This window comes from Collinsella aerofaciens (assembly GCF_028206995.1).
In the GTDB taxonomy this organism is placed as follows: domain Bacteria; phylum Actinomycetota; class Coriobacteriia; order Coriobacteriales; family Coriobacteriaceae; genus Collinsella; species Collinsella aerofaciens_AQ.
In genome coordinates, this window is sequence record NZ_JAQLFL010000009.1 from 25274 (window position 1) to 41534 (window position 16261).

General features: G+C 60.9%; 13 protein-coding genes and 2 tRNA genes. 2 read left to right on the forward strand and 13 right to left on the reverse strand.

Going from position 1 to position 16261, the window contains the following annotated elements; genetic code table 11:
- From PMX60_RS07520 to PMX60_RS07560, 9 genes are all read right to left on the reverse strand, one after another.
- The gene (locus tag PMX60_RS07520; RefSeq protein WP_271747422.1) at nt 1–1773 is read right to left on the reverse strand and encodes a hydrogenase large subunit; all 1773 of its coding nucleotides are present in this window, start codon (nt 1771–1773) and stop codon (nt 1–3) included.
- Nucleotides 1774–1776: 3 nt separating this feature from the next.
- Nucleotides 1777–3336 (reverse strand): hydrogenase 4 subunit F, encoded by a 1560-nt coding sequence (locus PMX60_RS07525; RefSeq protein WP_271747424.1) that lies wholly within the window; start codon nt 3334–3336, stop codon nt 1777–1779.
- Nucleotides 3337–3339: 3 nt separating this feature from the next.
- Entirely contained in the window at nt 3340–3993 is a 654-nt protein-coding gene (hyfE, locus tag PMX60_RS07530; protein ID WP_022095199.1) for a hydrogenase 4 membrane subunit, read from the reverse strand.
- Between the two features lie 13 nt (nt 3994–4006).
- Complete coding sequence (locus tag PMX60_RS07535) at nt 4007–5464, reverse strand: hydrogenase 4 subunit D (protein ID WP_271747425.1); 1458 nt, start codon at nt 5462–5464, stop codon at nt 4007–4009.
- A gap of 15 nt (nt 5465–5479) precedes the next feature.
- Entirely contained in the window at nt 5480–6406 is a 927-nt protein-coding gene (locus PMX60_RS07540) for a respiratory chain complex I subunit 1 family protein (RefSeq protein WP_271747426.1), read from the reverse strand.
- Between the two features lie 12 nt (nt 6407–6418).
- Complete coding sequence (gene hyfB / locus PMX60_RS07545) at nt 6419–8437, reverse strand: hydrogenase 4 subunit B (protein ID WP_271747427.1); 2019 nt, start codon at nt 8435–8437, stop codon at nt 6419–6421.
- Nucleotides 8430–9047 (reverse strand): 4Fe-4S dicluster domain-containing protein, encoded by a 618-nt coding sequence (locus PMX60_RS07550; protein WP_271747428.1) that lies wholly within the window; start codon nt 9045–9047, stop codon nt 8430–8432. Before PMX60_RS07550 ends, hyfB begins: the two co-directional genes overlap by 8 nt.
- A gap of 78 nt (nt 9048–9125) precedes the next feature.
- Nucleotides 9126–11348, reverse strand: coding sequence for a formate dehydrogenase subunit alpha (fdhF, locus tag PMX60_RS07555; RefSeq protein ID WP_271747429.1), 2223 nt, complete (start codon nt 11346–11348; stop codon nt 9126–9128).
- Between the two features lie 76 nt (nt 11349–11424).
- On the reverse strand, nt 11425–11943 hold the full coding sequence (locus PMX60_RS07560) for a 4Fe-4S dicluster domain-containing protein (protein WP_022095206.1): 519 nt from the start codon (nt 11941–11943) through the stop codon (nt 11425–11427).
- Between the two features lie 427 nt (nt 11944–12370).
- On the opposite strand from PMX60_RS07560, the gene PMX60_RS07565 reads away from it, so the two are divergent.
- Both PMX60_RS07565 and PMX60_RS07570 read left to right on the forward strand, forming a co-directional pair.
- Nucleotides 12371–12694, forward strand: coding sequence for a type II toxin-antitoxin system RelB/DinJ family antitoxin (locus PMX60_RS07565; RefSeq protein ID WP_271747430.1), 324 nt, complete (start codon nt 12371–12373; stop codon nt 12692–12694).
- Nucleotides 12687–13160: a PIN domain-containing protein gene (locus tag PMX60_RS07570; RefSeq protein WP_195239650.1), complete on the forward strand. Its 474-nt coding sequence runs from the start codon at nt 12687–12689 to the stop codon at nt 13158–13160. Before PMX60_RS07565 ends, PMX60_RS07570 begins: the two co-directional genes overlap by 8 nt.
- A 116-nt stretch (nt 13161–13276) precedes the next feature.
- Here PMX60_RS07570 and PMX60_RS07575 read toward each other — a convergent pair whose 3' ends face one another.
- The 4 genes from PMX60_RS07575 to brnQ form a co-directional block, all read right to left on the reverse strand.
- Complete coding sequence (locus PMX60_RS07575; protein WP_271747431.1) at nt 13277–14275, reverse strand: hypothetical protein; 999 nt, start codon at nt 14273–14275, stop codon at nt 13277–13279.
- A gap of 349 nt (nt 14276–14624) precedes the next feature.
- A tRNA-Gly gene (locus PMX60_RS07580) sits at nt 14625–14698 on the reverse strand.
- Between the two features lie 6 nt (nt 14699–14704).
- Nucleotides 14705–14781, reverse strand: a tRNA-Pro gene (locus PMX60_RS07585).
- A 91-nt stretch (nt 14782–14872) separates the two neighbouring features.
- A complete protein-coding gene (brnQ, locus tag PMX60_RS07590) occupies nt 14873–16231 on the reverse strand; it encodes a branched-chain amino acid transport system II carrier protein (RefSeq protein WP_271747432.1) in 1359 nt (452 codons plus the stop codon).
- Between the last annotated feature and the right edge of the window lie 30 nt (nt 16232–16261).

A 16261-nucleotide genomic window follows, 5' to 3' on the forward strand; every position in this document is an offset into this window, starting at 1 on the left:
TTAGAGCGCCTCCTCATCGAGCGGAGCGGCCATGGTGCCCTCGCCCGCAAGCGGCGACTTGTCGCGCCAGACGTTCTCGAACTGCTCCTTGTCGAGCACGTGGTCGCGCTTGGCGGCGACATCGGTCACCGTCACGCGATCGGTGCAGGAGTAGCACGGGTCGAGCGAGCCGACGATCAGCGCCGCGTCGCCCACGGTGTTGCCGCGGAACATGTAGCGCAGGACCGGCCAGTTGCTGTACGTGGCGGCCTTGGCGCGCCAGCGGTAGCACTTCTGGTTATTGCCGAGCATGGCCCAGTGCACGTCCTCGCCGCGCGGCGCCTCGGTGGCGCCGATGGCGTACTTGTGCGGGGTGTACTCCCAATCCGTGGTGAGGATGGGGCCCGACGGGCAGTTCTCGAGCATGGTCTCGATCATGTCGATCGAATCGTAGACCTCCTGGATGCGGACGGCGGTACGGCCGAAGGCGTCGCAGGTGTCGGCCGTGGCGGCGTGCATCTTTTGGATGTCCGGATCGGCGTAGCCGTCGAAGGGATGGTCAAAGCGCACGTCGCGGGCATAGCCCGAGCCACGCATGAGCGGGCCGACCGGCGAGAAGTCGCGTGCAATCTTGCGGTCCAAGATGCCGATACCGCTCGTACGCTCAATAAAGTTGGGCGTGGAGAGCAGCACGTCGACGAGCTCCTGAACCTCGGAGCGCAGCTGGTGGATGGTCGTGAGCGTGGAGAGCTTCTGCTCAGCCAAAATGTCGCGACGCACGCCGCCAATCACGTTGAGGCCGTAGGTCTTGCGGTGACCGGAGAGCTTCTCGGCCAGGTCCATGGACTTCTCGCGGACGCGGAAGAACTGCTGGAAGCCGGAGTCGAAGCCCGTGTAGTGCGACGCCAGGCCAATGTTGAGCAGATGCGAGTGCAGGCGCTCAACCTCGAGCATGATGGCGCGGATGTACTGGGCGCGCGGCGGGACATGGATGCCCTGAGCGCGCTCGACGGCCTCGGCGTAGGCCACCGAGTGGGCGCAGCCGCAGATGCCGCAGATGCGGTCGGCGAGGAACGTCACGGCGTCATAGTTCAGGCGCGTCTCGGCAACCTTCTCCATGCCGCGGTGCACGTAGAACAGACGGTAGTCGGCGTCGACGATCGTCTCGCCCTCAACGAACAGGCGGAAGTGGCCAGGCTCGTCGGAGGTAATGTGCAACGGGCCCATGGGAACGAGCGTCGTCTCCTTGCCCTTGGTATCGGCCAAGAACTCGTAGTTTTCCATGTCGCTCGCGGGAGCGGGACGGAAGCGGTAGTCCATGGAGTCCTTGCGCAGCGGGTACAGGCCGCTGGGCCAATCGTCGGGCAGCACCAGGCGACGACGATCGGGCAGACCCTCGGGGATCAGGCCGAACATATCGCGCAGCTCGCGCTCGCCCCACACGCAGGCGGGGACGAACGGCGTCACGGACGGGAACGTCATCTTGGCGGGATCGACCTCGGTGCGCACGGTCACCCAGCCGGGGTCCTCCCCCTCCATGGAGATGACGTAGTACACGGCGTAGCGACCGCACAGACTGCGCTCGTCGTTGCCGACGATCACGGGAATCCAGCCGTAGCGCTCGTAATACAGGTAGTGGACGGCCTCGGGCAGCTTGTCCTGCTTGACGGTAATCGTCAGCTGGTCCTCGCACTGCCACTCGACCTTCTCGATGCAGCCCGGAACGGCGCGGCGCAGGGCCTCGACATGGCTCTCGCAGCGACGGGCATACACCTTGTTCTCAGTTTCAATCATTCGTTACTCCACCTCGCTCTGAGCGGTCTCGGTACCGAACACAGCGCGGTACATCGGCGTCGCGTGAAGTTCCTCAGTGCTTTGCTCGAGCACGATGCCGGTCGCGGTCTCCACACCGTGCACGAGAGGCAACGGGGTGGCGATGCCAAACCACAAGATCATGACAGCCAGGATGATTTCGGGGATAAGCATGAGCGCCGGGGCCTCATGCTTATCCATGCCCTGGGGCGCATGGCCGAATACCGACTTGAGTGCGATGCGGGTGAGCGCGGAGATGGCCACGGTAAGACCGAGGGCAACCACGACGACCAGCCACATGGGACCGGCGGTAACACCGGCGACAAAGGTCAGGAACTCGGAGATAAACATGCCAAAGGGCGGGAAGGCACCAAGGCCGAGCAGCGCCAGGACGGCGAGCGCGGCGGTTGCGGGAGCAACCTCGACGACACCCTGGATCTTAGCCAGGCTACGCGTGCCAAAAGCGTGCTGGATGTTGCCGGACACGCAGAAAGCAAGCGTCTTGGTAAAGCCGTGGAACACGCAGTGCAGCAGGGCCGCGGCGATACCCAGCGGGCCACCGATACCCAGGCACAGGGCGATAACGCCCACGTTCTCCACAGACGAGTACGCAAAGCGGCGCTTGAGGTCGTCCTGGCGAAACATCGAAAGTGCCGCCACCAAAATGGACAGCGTGCCGACGATCAACAGCAAAAGTTGCGGATACTCGGCGCCCACGGCCTGGATGGTAAAGCCGTAGAAGCGCATGATCACAAGCATGGCGCACTTAAGCAGCACGCCCGAAAGCAGGGCCGAGACAGGGCTCGGGGCCTGGGAGTGGGCATCGGGCAGCCAAGTGTGCATGGGGAACAGGCCGGCCTTGGTGCCAAAGCCGATCACGATAAACGCAAAGGCGAGGCGCATGAGCGTCGGGTCGAACTGGTCGGCATACGGCAGCACGCACGACAGGAATGCGGCCTCGTGGGCGTTGGGAATCACGTCGGCGGCGTTGGCGTAGATCAGCAGCGTACCGAACAGGCCAAAGGCCACGCCGGCGGTGCAGACCATCGCATACTTCCAAGAAGCCTCGAGGGCCGTCTTGTTCTTGTAGATACCCACGAGGAACACGGTGGAAAGCGTGGTTGCCTCCACGGCGGCCCACGTGAGAATCATGTTGTTGGACAGGCACGCGAGCAGCATGGTGAACACAAACAGGCTAAACAGCGCAAAATACTGCTTGGCGCGCTCGGCGGGCATGGAGCCCTCCTCGATATCGGCCTTTACATAGGGCAGCGAGAACAGCCCCGTAAGAAAACCGATAAAGCCGATGAGCAGCACAAAGATGGCGCCCAGCGAATCGAGGTGGAACCACAGGCCAAAAGCGCTCGCGGTGTCGCCGCTCATAAGGACGTCACCGGCCGTCATAATCGACAGCACCAGGACGGCTGCGACGGAGACCAGGTTGAGACCGGCAAACACGTTATAGGACGTGTTCTTGGGCAAAAACGCCATGACGAGCGAGAACACCAAAGGAGTCGCGAGCAGGGCGAGAATCAACGTTTCCATGGACTACCCCCTCAGCTCGGACAGGTCGCGCGCATCGAGCGAGTGGGAGTCGTCCCAAATGCGACGCACGACGATGGACATGATGATGACGGCAAAGATGGCGTCGGTGGCGATACCGATCTCGATGATCTCGGGAGCGGTGGGGGCCAAAAGCGCAAGCGTCACATGGCTGCCGTTTTCCATAAGGCAGTATCCAAAGATCTGCTTCATGATGTTGCGCTGCGAGATGATGCAGGTGAGGCCCACAAAGAAGTGAGCGAAGCTAATAGCGAGCGCAGGCGTTGCGACCTCGGCCGTGGGCAGGCTGATCTGCGTCACGACGGCAAAGCAAATCGCGACCTCGACGGCGATGATGCAGATGGCCCACGCGGGCTTAAGGCCAGCCTTGAGCGATGCGTCGCTCGGCTCACCCATCTTCTTGTACGCACGGTTGAGGATATAAGGGACCAGGACGACCTTGGTGATAAAGGCAGATCCGGCCCACATAAGCAGCTCCTGCGCACCGGTAGTGGCACCGAGCGTAGCGAGCAGCCCCACGAGCACCAGCGACTGCACCGCATACCAGTTGATGGCATGTTTGATGTTCTTGGAGACGACCACCATGGTGGACGTGACGATCAGAAGGCCGCCAAGGATGTTGACGATCGAATAACCCATGTCGTTCTACCTCCTAACCGATCCAGCTGGCCGAAAGCGGGCCGCTGACGATGACCATGATGATGAGCACGATGAACACGAACGCCATCGCGCGGGGAAGCGGGGCACCCGCAGCGACCTCTTCGCTCGGCTCGCCGGGCAGGCAATAGCCCATCCACTTAAGGAACCATGCAAAGGTGGCGACGGTCTCGGCGACCATAATGCACGCGAGCACCAGGATCGCGACGTTGCCGGCACCCACAGAAAAGCCGCCGGCGATGATCTGGAACTTCGAGAAGAACGTGTTCATGGGCGGCACGCCGGCAATGGCGAGCGCCGCGACACCAAAGCCCACGCCCGAGATCGGGTACTTCTTTACGATGCCGCGAAGCTTGGGCAGCATACGCGTGCCGAGCGTAAAGGAGAACGAACCGGCGATCAGGAAGAACAGCGTCTTGGCGAAAGCGTGGTTAAAGATGTGGCACACGGCGCCGTCAAAGGCCAGCTGGCTGCCAAAGACCGAAAGGCCCAGACCAAAGAACACATAGGAGAGCTGGGCAATCGTGGAGAAGGCCAGCAGACGCTTCATGTCCTTTTGCGGCAGGTACATCAGGAAACCAAAGAGCATGGTGACCATGGCGTCGATAATGGCAACCCAGCCCACGATCTCAGGAATCTCGCCGGCAGAGACGAGTGCACGCGCGAACACGCACACGCCGACTTTGACCATCGAGGCACCATGCAGGTAGGCCGAAACAGGCGTCGGCGCCTCCATGGCCGAAGGCAGCCACATGTACATGGGAACCTGTGCGGACTTGGCCCAGGCCGCAAACAGCACGAGCAAAAGGACGATGGCCTTGAGCTTGGCGTCGAGGCCGGCAATCGCGGTAATGGCGAAGGTGCCGGTGTGGGCAAACACAATGGCGGCGCCCAGATACAGGCCGAGCGCACCGATATGCGTAATGATCAGGGCCTTCATGCCGGCCTTCTTGGCCGTAGGCGACATGTAGTAGCTAATGAGGCCCCAAGAGCACGCACCCGTGATCTCAAAGAACACGAGCTGGCCCAAAAGGGTCGAGCTGTACACGAGGCCGGCCATGGCGCCGATGAAGGTCGCGAGGTACGCGTAGAAGCGACGACGCGGCGCGTCGGGATGCTCACGGTTATTCTCGCTCATATAGGGAATCGAATAGATCACGACAAGCAGGCCGATACCCACAAAGGCGGGCGCGAGCAGCGTGCTCATGCGATCGAAGGTGAATCCCATAACGAGGGTCTGCCCAAACGAGATCAGGGGGACCTGCGTGTCGGGCATGCCGGCGCCAGCGAAATTCGCGGCGAGGGCGATGGTGCAGACCGTCGAGACGGCGGCACCCAAAACGCTGAACCACTTGGCGTACGGACGGGGGAACAGGGCGACGAGCACCGAGGCCACCATCGGGGCCGCGATAGCGACCAAGCCGAGAAGGGACAGACTGACTGCAAATGACATTGTTTCTCCCTTCTCCTACACGCCGACGACCACGAAGACAAACGCCAGAACGGCGATGCCCACGACGGCCCAGGTCTGATTACCGAGCACCTTAAAACGCGAACGCGAGCAGGAGTTCTCGATCACGCCGCACACGACAAAGTCGATCAGGCACTTCACCAGGAAGATGACCGCACCCAGAACGGCGGCGGCGCCCACGGTCGCGGGCTCGCCCCAGGGGACGAAGATCGCGCAGAACCAGGCGACGACCAGGACCTGCTTCATGGACATGGCGAGCTTTGCCATCGCAAGCGACGGGCCGGAAAGCTCGGCGAGCGGACCTTCCTGAAGCTCTTGCTCGGCCTCGGCCTGATCAAACGGCAGCTTGCCGAGTTCCATGTAGCAGGCGATCGCAAAGGCGATGCCAGCGAGGATCACGGCGACCGGCGCGTCGATGGCGCCCGTCATGATGTGCTGACCCATGGTGGCGATGTCGGTGGAACCGCACACCAGGGCGGCGGCAAACAGCGCCAGCAGCATGGACGGCTCGATGAGCACGCTCATGAGCAGCTCGCGGACACCGCCGATACCGGCATAGGCGTTGGACGAATCCACACCGCAGAGGGCGAAGAAGAAGCGGGCGAGCGCCAGGCTGTACATGATGGTGATGGCGTCACCAAAGACCGGGATGGGGCTTTGTGCCGTAAAGAGCGGCAGGCCCATCGCGAGCATAAAGGCGACGGCGAAGAACAGCGGCGGCATAATGCGCAGCGCAAAGCTCGCGTCCTCGCTCTGGGACTCGGGGCGCGCAAAGAGCTTGGTCAGGTCGCGGTAGTCCTGCATGATGCTGGGGCCGCGACGGTTGTGCATCTTGGCGCGGATCACGCGGCCGAGACCGGAGAAGAACGGCGCAACGGCCATGACGACCACGCCCTGCAGAACGGCAAGTACGATGTTGTTCATGCTCTCCCCTCCTTAACCCATTTGCACGGCGAGCATGAGGAACACCACGAGTGCCGCGACGATGTAGCAGATATAGATGCTGTAGTTGCCGCCCTCGAGCTTAGTCGCGAGGTCGGCGAGCTTCTCGACACCCTTATGCGGGGCATCGACGAGAACCTTGTCGGGTACGGGCTCCACAGCCTCAGCCACACCGATGAGCTTCTGGAAGAAGTGCGCGATGGACCAGCAGACGGCCGTGCAGCGGTCGCGCAGCGTGTAGAGCGGCTGCATAAACCAGGACACCTCGGAGGCAAAGGTCGTGGCCACGACGGGCATATGCTCGTTGGGAGCATAGCCGCATGCCCACGGCTGGGACTTCTGCACCTTGCCGACGGTCTTGAGCTTGCGATAACCGCAGGCAAGGCCGACAAGCACCACGAGCGCAATGGCGATCGCAGGCGTGGAGGTGGCAGCGCCGGAGTATTGGTTCATGAGCTCCATGCCCTCGGCGGCAAACACGCCACCGTACGGATGCAGCACGGACGCGGCGACATCGACCAACATGGGCGCGATCACGGGAGCGCCAATGCCCAGCACGACGCAGATGGCCGCGAGCAGGCCCTGCGCAAACACCATAGGGGCGGGAACCTCCTTGGCATTGGCCGCGGCCTCGGAGCGGGGCGCGGAGGCAAAGGAGACGCCATAGGCCTTGACGAAGCACGTGACAGCCAGCGCGCCGGTAATGGCAAGCGCGACGGCAGCGAACACGGCCACGATCATGACGGCCTTGTCACCCTGCATGGCGGCATTAAACAGCGACTGGTAGGTAAACCACTCAGACACAAAGCCGTTGAAGGGCGGGATGGCCGAGATGGCAAGCGCGCCAACGAGGAAGCAGATGGCCGTTGCCGGCATACGACGGAACAGGCCGCCCATCTTCTCCATATTGCGCGTACCCGTGGAGTACAGCAGCGCACCGGCGCCCAAGAACAGCTCGCCCTTAAACATCGCGTGGTTAAACGTGTGGTAGAGGGCGGCCATCAGAGCCAGGACGGCGATGCCGACAGAGTTGAGCGCCATGGCAGCCATGGAGGCGCCGACGCCTAGCAGAATGATGCCGATGTTCTCGACGGAGTGATAGGCCAGCAGGCGCTTGATGTCATGCTCCTGCAGGGCGAAGGCCACGCCGAGGACCGACGAGATCGCACCGAAGACCATGACCATAAGGCCCCACCAGACCTGAACGCCCGAGGCGGAGAGCAGGTCGAGACCCACCTTGAGGATACCGAAGATACCGATCTTGATCATGCCGCCGGACATGAGGGCCGACACGTTGGACGGCGCCTCGGGATGCGCCTTGGGCAGCCAGCCGTGCAGCGGGATGATACCGGCCTTGGCGCCAAAGCCAAAGAAGGCGAGCACGAAGCACACGGATGCGACGACGGGGCTAAACTGCGTGGCGCGGAAATCCGCAAAGGCAAACGAGCCGCCGGCGAAGTTGGTCATGGTGAGGAAGCTCGCCATGATGAGCACAAAGCCCACGTGCGCGATCACAAAGTAGAGCCAACCGCCATGGATGGAGTTCTCGTTCTCCTCGATCACGACCAGGAAGTACGAGGTCAGCGACATGAGCTCAAAGGCGACCAGGAACCAAAACACGTTGTCGGCGGTGATGACGAGCATCATGGACGCCACGAAGGTGTTAAAGAAGAAGCCGGCGCGGCCCTTTTTGCCCGGGTACTCATCAAAGTAGTTGAGACCGTAGATCGAACCGGCAAACGCGAGCACCGAGATGAGCGCCACGAACAGGCCGGACAGCTGATTGAGCAGCAGCTGGAAATGGGCAAACGGGAAGAACACGATGGTGTCGACCGACGTGACATCGCCCAGCACGGCCTGGATACCGGCCACGAACGAAAGCACCGCGGCGACGGCGCCGATAAGGCAGCCGGCGGTCTTGGCGGCGTTATCGGCCTTGATCAGCAGAACCGAGGCGAGCGCACCGATGCACGAGACGGCAAGCGATGCGATAAACAGCGTCATGCTATCCATTGTTTACGCTCCCTTCTGCTTTCTCGGACAGGCCCTGGGCCACAGCGGTAACGTCGACGACCGGACCGTTTTCGATCGAGCGCAGGCGCTTGGCCTCATCGAGCTCGCGATCGGCCGCGCCGCCCATGACGGTCAGTGCCTTGGTGGGGCACGCCGCCACACAATGCGGGCCGTCCGGATCGAAGGCGCACAGGTCGCACTTGATGGCGCAGGTGTACTGGCCGGGAGCCCACGTAAGCAGGCTGCTCAGGGACTTAGGATACGAAGGCGTCGGGTCGCACATGCCTGCGACACCGGCGATAGACGTGCCATCGGGATGGATGGCTCCGAAGGGGCACGCGATGGCGCACAGCCTGCACCCGATGCACTCCTGCTCCTTGACGTGGATGCGGTCGCCATCGTGCTCGATGGCATTCACCGGGCAAACCTCGGCGCAGGGGGCACCCTCGCAATGGTGGCAGGCAAGGGCGGCCGAAATACCGCCGGTCTTCACGAGCGCCAGGCGCGGCGTATCCTGAAGACCCTGCATCCGGTGGGCGTCGGCACAGGCGGACTGGCATGTTCCGCAGCCGATGCACCTCTCCGGGTTGATGTCGATGAAGCGGTTCATCCCCACTTCCTTTCAAAATAACGGGCCGGGCTCCCGAACGTACGGGACGCCCGGCCCAAAAAGCCAACGAGAACGGGACTACACGATTTGATTCACGTGCGTCTCGTCGTCGAACTTGGCGACGCCGGGCTCAACATCCTGGGGAGCGGCGGCGTCCACCAGAGCCTGCTTGAGCTCGGTGTACTGACGTTCGACCTCGCCCTCTGCCCAGACCTGGTCGGCAATGGCGTCGACCTGGCAGGCGGAGAACTTGTCCTCGGGCGTATGCGAGACCGGGTCGACCTTGTGCATGGTCAGCTCGTTGCACTTGCCGATCCACCACTGGTAGGTCATATAGACCGTGCCCTTGTTGATGCGGTCGCTCACGTCGGCGCGGCTGTATACCTGGCCGCGGCGGCTGTGGATCGAGACGATGTCGCCATTCTTGATGCCGCGTGCCTGGGCGTCCGCGGGATTCATGCGGACAAAGCCGGGCTCGTCGGCAAGCAGTGCCAGCGTCTTGCAGTTGCCGGTCATCGAGCGGCAGCTGTAGTGGCCGACCTCGCGGACGGTGCACAGGATGAGCGGGTACTCATCGTCGGGAAGCTCGGAGGGCGCCTCCCAGTCGTGTGCCATCAGGTTGGCGCGGCCGTCCTTGGTGGTGAACTTGCCACCAGCGAACATGTCGGGCGTACCGTGGTCGTTCACATCGGTGCTCTTGACGGGCCACTGGGCGTAACCGCCCTCGGGAGCCATCTTCTCGTAGGTCGCGCCCACAAAGTTGGGGCACAGGCTAATGCACTCGTTCCAGATCTGCTCGGTGTTGTCGTAGTGCATGGGATAGCCCATGCGCGTAGACAGGTCCGCGAAGATCTCCCAGTCGTGACGGCACTCGCCCTTGGGCGGAACGGCCGCGTCAAAGTGCTGGAAGCTACGGTCGGATGCGGTAAAGACACCCTCGTGCTCGCCCCAAGAGGTAGCGGGCAGGATGACGTCGGCGAGCATGGTCGTCTGCGTCATAAAGATGTCCTGGCAAATGAACAGATCCAGCTCGGAGAGCGTCTTGCGCATACCGGCCGAATCGGGCTCGGTCTGCACCGGGTCCTCGCCGTAGTTGTAGAAGCAGTGCACCTTGCCCTCGTCGACCAGGTGGCCCAGATCGGTGAGCTTGTAGCCCTCCTCGAGCGGGAGCTTCTCCTCGGGCACGCCCCAGGCCTTGGCGAACTTGGCGCGCGCGGCCGGGTCGGTGACCTTTTGATAGCCAGGGTACAGGTTGGGCAGCATGCCCATATCGCAGGAGCCCTGGACGTTATTCTGACCGCGCACGGGCGCGAGGCCGGAATTGGGTTTGCCGATCTGGCCGGCAACGCAGGCGATGGAGGCGATGGTGTGCACCGTCTTCAGGTTCTGCTTCTGCTGGCATACGCCCATGCCCCAGCCAATGATGGCAGAGGGCTTCGCCGTGGCGTACATCTCGGCAGCTTGGTGGATCAACGCGGGCTCGACACCCGTGATGTCCTGTACGGATTCGGGAGTGTAGTTCTTGATGGTCTCCCACCACTCGTCAAAGCCGTTCGTGTGCTCGGCGACGAATTCCTTGTCGTAGAGGCCATCGTTGACCAAGCAGTTGGCAAAGGCGTTGAGGAACGCGACGTTGCAACCGTTCTTGATCGGAAGGTAGAGATCGGCGATACGCGCGGTTTCGATATGGCGCGGGTCGGCGACGATGATCTTGCAACCCTTTTCTTTGGCTCGCACGATACGCCTTGCGACGATGGGGTGCGAATCGGCAGGGTTATAGCCGAAGAGGAAAATGCAGCCCGCATCCTCCATACCGGGGATGGAGCATGACATGCAACCTGAACCAACCGTGTCCATCAGACCGAGGACAGTAGGGCCGTGTCAAGTACGGGCGCAGTTGTCTACGCTGTGGGTGCCGATGCACGCACGCGTAAACTTCTGCATGACGTAGTTCGCCTCATTGCCGCCGCCTCGCGAAGAGCCGGTGGTCATGACAGCGTTAGGACCATATTCGTCAATTATGGCCTGCATCTTAGATGCGGTGAAATCCAGCGCCTCGTCCCAGCTTACGCGCTCAAGATCCGCGCCCTTAGTGCGGCGGATCATCGGGTGCAGTACGCGAGGAGTCAAGATCTTGGTGTCGTTGATGAAGTCGTAGCCGCTCATGCCCTTAAGGCACAGCTCGCCCTGATTGGTGATGCCGTTGAGCGGTTCGGTACCCACGACCTGGCCGTTTTGGACCAGGAGGTTAAACTGGCAACCGGCGCCGCAGTACGGGCAGATCACTTTATGCTTCTCCATGACACCCTCCTTCCTTTCTCTGCTACCGAGTAATCGGTACGTATATGACAATCGTTGGGCTTGTATGGCCGCCCGTCTACGCCTCGTTTTCGATGGTGGCGCGGGCACGCTCGGCAGTCAGTTCTGCCAGGCGCTCCTCGTCTACCAGGGTGAGGCCCTTGGTCGGGCACGCCTCGGCACACGCCGGACCGCCGGGACGGTCCACGCACAGGTCGCACTTGAGCACGAAGCTCTTAGTCTGCGAACCCACGCGCACGTCGCCCATCAAGACGGGGACCTGCGTGGTCGCCACGCTCACGGCGCCAAAGGGGCATGCCATGACGCAGCTCTTGCAGCCGATGCAGTTGTCCTCGTTGACGCCGATGCGATGGTTCTTTGGATCAAAGAACAAGGCGCCCGTGGGGCAGGCCTTGGCGCACGGAGCGTCCTCGCAGTGGTGACATGCCACCGGCGCGGAAATCTCGTAGGTGCGCGTTACGCGCAAGCGAGGTGCGGCGATGTTGCCGGGAATATCGTGTGCCTCGATGCACGCCGCCATACAGGTTTGGCACCCAATGCAGCGTGAAGAATCAGCCACGACTCGTTTATTGCCCATGTTGTTCACTCCCTCCTGAATCCCATGCCGGAGAGACCCTGTCGACGTTGCCCCAAGCCGCCCGTGGTCTGGCATCGGCGTATCGAGTGCATGCGGCGAAACAGGCACTTCGATAGAATTCCTCCAACGATATACAGGTTAAATATACGCAGTTGCAGGGGGCAAACTTGAGCATAGGCCCTGCAATACGGGTGTATTGCAGGGGTTTTGGCAGGTTGGAATTATTCTCTAGAAGCTATAAAGGTGAGTGTATTACATGCGTACGCCTCAGAGATTTTTACGCGCTCTCATTTTAGATGTACTACGCTTGTATTCAAGTTAATGGTTATTTACTTGAGCGAAATAAAGTAATCGTTATAAGATGCTCAAGTATCGGCACATGCCGCATTTGACCGACTATATTGCACGCTCATTAAGGGGGCCAGTGATGTCATCGACTCAAAAACGAGCCATCCTGCAGGTGCGCATTCGCGAGGAAGACAAGCAGCATGCCGAACATCTCTACGACGCCATGGGCACATCGCTCGCCGAGGCCGTCCGTCTATTTGTCGCGCAGAGCATTTTGATGCGCAAGCTCCCCTTTCAGCCGGTCGCCGTGCGCTCAAAGGACGGCACCGCCGCCTATGGATCGCTCAAAGCATACGGTGACCCCAATCGCCGCTCCGAGGAGCGCAATGCCTGGATTGAGTACCTCGCTACAGATAGCGACGATTCGATTTTGGGTCCCGAGGAAGTAGATATCCATGAGTAGCACCATCATCGACGAGACCGTCATCCTTCGCTATCTGCTCGACGACGAGGTCCTGTCACCGCGCGCCGCCAAGGTCATCGCCACGCGCACCGCTCGTGTCTATCCCGAAATCATCACGCGCGTCGTGGTCACGCTGCGCGACGTCTATAAGGTTCCCCGCGTTGAGATTGCTGCGGCCATGAAAAGGCTGCTCGATGACGTCATGGTCGACGAGCCCACCGTTGTCGCCCTTGCCGTCAAGCTCTTTGGCAAGACCCATATGGACTTTACCGACTGCCTCCTCGCAGCCCGAACCGCCATCTACAACGATGATGTCGTGAGCTTTGGCAAGCCCATCATCCAAGGCATGATCGATTACCGTCGCAAGCGCCAAACCGCCGCCGATGCTCGCGACCGCGCCGCCGAAGCCCGCAGCCGAAGCACCGACTCCACCATCGACAAGCTCCGCCACCGCCCCCGCAGCTAACCCCATCCCCTCCTAAGTTGCGGTGAAATACGGACTGTTTCATGCCTTTAAAGGCCTCAACAGTCCGTATTTCACCGCAACTTATTGTTGGGCGGCGGAGTCGGTAGTCTCTGCTATCAGGAATCCGCAAAAGGCTTTGTAGTTGGGATACCGTAGCCGCGCATCATAGCGCCAAACTCTTCGACATCATATGTGTCCGAGAGTTTGAAATGAATGACGTTATGACCCATGGCGCGCAAGTTCGCATCGCGCAATAAGGCGGCTCGATAGGTTTTTGCCGCAGCATGTTCCAAATCTTTTTGAGTTTCGTCCTCAAACTTACCCAAACCATGAAGCTCTGCCAACATCCATGACCCATCTGGCATCTGCCAACCATAATCTGCCAGATAATAGCCGGCGCTTCCTGGCCGAGCAATCTCAACCTGAAGCTCAGGCGCAGCGACGCCAGCAAGGATCATTGCCGCTCGCGTCTCGGACTCTCCCCCGTTATCCGACCTTCCGTCCATATACTCGAACACGCCAAACGCACGGGAGATGCCATGCAAACCGCGGCAATTGGTCTGCGCATACGCACGCAGCTCCTCGCGGTCGACATCATACTCGCGAGCCAATCCATCGACGTAGCCAAGCGCATACCGAAATGCACTCGTGCGGGCAATATCGACCACCGTCCGATAGGGGTCTGTCAGCGTAAACGGGCCGAGCCGCCATACCTCACCCGGGCGCCATCGACGATACTCAACGAACTCATATGTATCGCGCCTGGAAGATCTCGGCAACAACATCTGAACGGCATTAAGCAGCGAGTAAGCGGAGCCGATACCGTACAGCAGTGCCGCCGTTGAACCGCAGAAAATGGCATCCGGCTCGACGGCCGCAATAGCAGATGCAAGCTGGAAAATGCGGGCTTCCACGTCAAGGTGGTTCCAATAAACAGGATCGGCGTACACATGGTTATAGAGTCGAATTAAAAGTTCTTCTTGCATAAGCTCACGCGCGCGCCGCTCATCCCAAGGATCAATCGTTATCAATAGCTGCTCGTCATGATGAATCCCGAGAGTGGAAAACAGCATCTTGGCATATGACTGCGGAAAATGTTTGCCTTTATCGAGCATGGCCAACCCCCATAACCATCACGGCGGAGAGAATACCATTACGCTATCGCATGCTTCCGTCCGCAGGCCTTGCCAAAAGCTGACCAAAAGCTTGACGTCGCAGGTCAAGGCTTCAAAAAATATTTCCACGCTCGGTAGACGGTCGCTACGACCCTCCCAACGGCATCAAAATCCAACCTTACAAATAGTTGCGGTGAAATACGGACTACATGGGCCATAAAAGCCGAAAAACAGTCCGTATTTCACCGCAACTTAGGTGGGGCGTGGGGCGGCATCGATTCCCGTCACCCGTACACTTACGAAAATGGCTCTGATTCCCAAAAGGAACCAGAGCCATTCATCTATCCTATGGAGCGGGCGACGGGAATCGAACCCGCGTCATCAGCTTGGAAGGCTGGGGTTCTACCATTGAACTACGCCCGCAAGATATGGTCGGGACGACAGGATTTGAACCTGCGACATCCTGCTCCCAAAGCAGGCGCGCTACCAAACTGCGCCACGTCCCGAAGGTGTTGAGCAGCTAAGGTCTAAACCTTGCGTGTCCCAAAGCGAAGGAAATTATAGGGGAGACTCCCCGCCTGTGCAAGCGCAGAAACCCTAGCTCCTCGAATGTGCGACAAAACGACTATGGAGCAGACCGATCACAAAGGCAACCACGGCAACCGGCGCCCACGCGGCACCGATATCTGCCAGTGGCAGCGCATCAAACGGTAGCCACGCGCCCGCAAAGAACGCGTCGCGAACCGAGGTGATCACGCTCTGCACCGCGACAACGCCGCCGACCCAGACCCATACCTGCGGATGAGCGTCGCAAAAGCCGTGCACCAGGCCCATCAGTACCAGCACGATGGCAACGGGATACAAGGCGTTGAGCATGGGCACCGAGAACATGAGGATCACGTCGAGGCCCACGTTGGAAAGCACGCACGAAAACGCCGCGAACACAAAGGCGAGAACCGCAAAGGGACGGCGCATGGCCTCCTCGGAGGCCTCCGCTCCCCCTTCGACCACATACGTCTCGCAGAAGTAGTGCGAGCAGCAGCTGATGAGGCCGATGCACACGTTCATGCAGGCGAGGAAGAAAATCGCAAAGACCACGACCGTGCCGACAAGACCAAAGTGCATAGAGGCCGAACGGGCGAGGATGGCGGCGCCGTTGGTGACATCGGGCATAACCGTGCCGAGCTGCATGCCGGCAAGCGCCAGACCGCAGTAGATGACGGCCATGAGTGCGCCGGCGATCACACCGGAGCGCGAAATCTCAAAGGCCACGCGATTGTCATCGGTAACACCCAACTCGTGGATGGTCTCGGCGATGATGATGCCGAAGGCGAGCGACGCGAGCAGGTCCATGGTCTGATAGCCAGTCAGAAAGCCCTGCACGGCGGCGCCTGCATCGTAAGGAGCCTGAGGCGCGGCAGCCGGTCCCAGCGGCGAAATCACGGCAGCACCCACGACCAGCACAATGAGCGCAATGAGCGCGGGGCCCGTAATGCGGCCGAGCACGCGTGTGATGACACCCGGGCGCAGCGTGAGCGCAAACGCGACGACAAAGAAGCTAACGGCAAACACCAGGCGAGCCGTACCGAGCGAGACGCCCTCGGGCAGCAGCGGCACCAGCATCTCGAAGGCCGTGGAGCTCGTGCGCGGAATAGCCAGGCACGGGCCGATGGCCAGATACACCGCCGCGACAAAGAACTCACCGAACTTGGGGTGCACGCGGCCGGCAAGCTCACGCGCCGTTCCGGCGAGCGCTACGGCGATAAAGCCCATGACGGGCAGGCCGATGGCAGCAATCAAAAAGCCAATCATGGCAAGTGGCGTGGCGGTACCGGCCTGAAGTGCCAGCAACGGCGGAATGATGAGGTTACCGGCGCCAAAGAGCATCGAGAACAGCGCAATGCCGACGGTAACGACATGGTCGGAGCGCAGGCCGCGCGGGGCGGATGAGGCCATAGGCACACCTTTCGGGTCGAAACAAAAACG

Excerpts from the sequence above, each read along its gene's own strand:
- PMX60_RS07520 (WP_271747422.1), bottom strand. The coding sequence starts at position 1,773 with ATGATTGAAACTGAGAACAAGGTGTATGCCCGTCGCTGCGAGAGCCAT.
- PMX60_RS07525 (WP_271747424.1), bottom strand. The coding sequence starts at position 3,336 with ATGGAAACGTTGATTCTCGCCCTGCTCGCGACTCCTTTGGTGTTCTCG.
- hyfE (WP_022095199.1), bottom strand. The coding sequence starts at position 3,993 with ATGGGTTATTCGATCGTCAACATCCTTGGCGGCCTTCTGATCGTCACG.
- PMX60_RS07535 (WP_271747425.1), bottom strand. The coding sequence starts at position 5,464 with ATGTCATTTGCAGTCAGTCTGTCCCTTCTCGGCTTGGTCGCTATCGCG.
- PMX60_RS07540 (WP_271747426.1), bottom strand. The coding sequence starts at position 6,406 with ATGAACAACATCGTACTTGCCGTTCTGCAGGGCGTGGTCGTCATGGCC.
- hyfB (WP_271747427.1), bottom strand. The coding sequence starts at position 8,437 with ATGGATAGCATGACGCTGTTTATCGCATCGCTTGCCGTCTCGTGCATC.
- PMX60_RS07550 (WP_271747428.1), bottom strand. The coding sequence starts at position 9,047 with ATGAACCGCTTCATCGACATCAACCCGGAGAGGTGCATCGGCTGCGGA.
- PMX60_RS07560 (WP_022095206.1), bottom strand. The coding sequence starts at position 11,943 with ATGGGCAATAAACGAGTCGTGGCTGATTCTTCACGCTGCATTGGGTGC.
- PMX60_RS07565 (WP_271747430.1), top strand. The coding sequence starts at position 12,371 with ATGTCATCGACTCAAAAACGAGCCATCCTGCAGGTGCGCATTCGCGAG.
- PMX60_RS07570 (WP_195239650.1), top strand. The coding sequence starts at position 12,687 with ATGAGTAGCACCATCATCGACGAGACCGTCATCCTTCGCTATCTGCTC.
- PMX60_RS07575 (WP_271747431.1), bottom strand. The coding sequence starts at position 14,275 with ATGCTCGATAAAGGCAAACATTTTCCGCAGTCATATGCCAAGATGCTG.
- brnQ (WP_271747432.1), bottom strand. The coding sequence starts at position 16,231 with ATGGCCTCATCCGCCCCGCGCGGCCTGCGCTCCGACCATGTCGTTACC.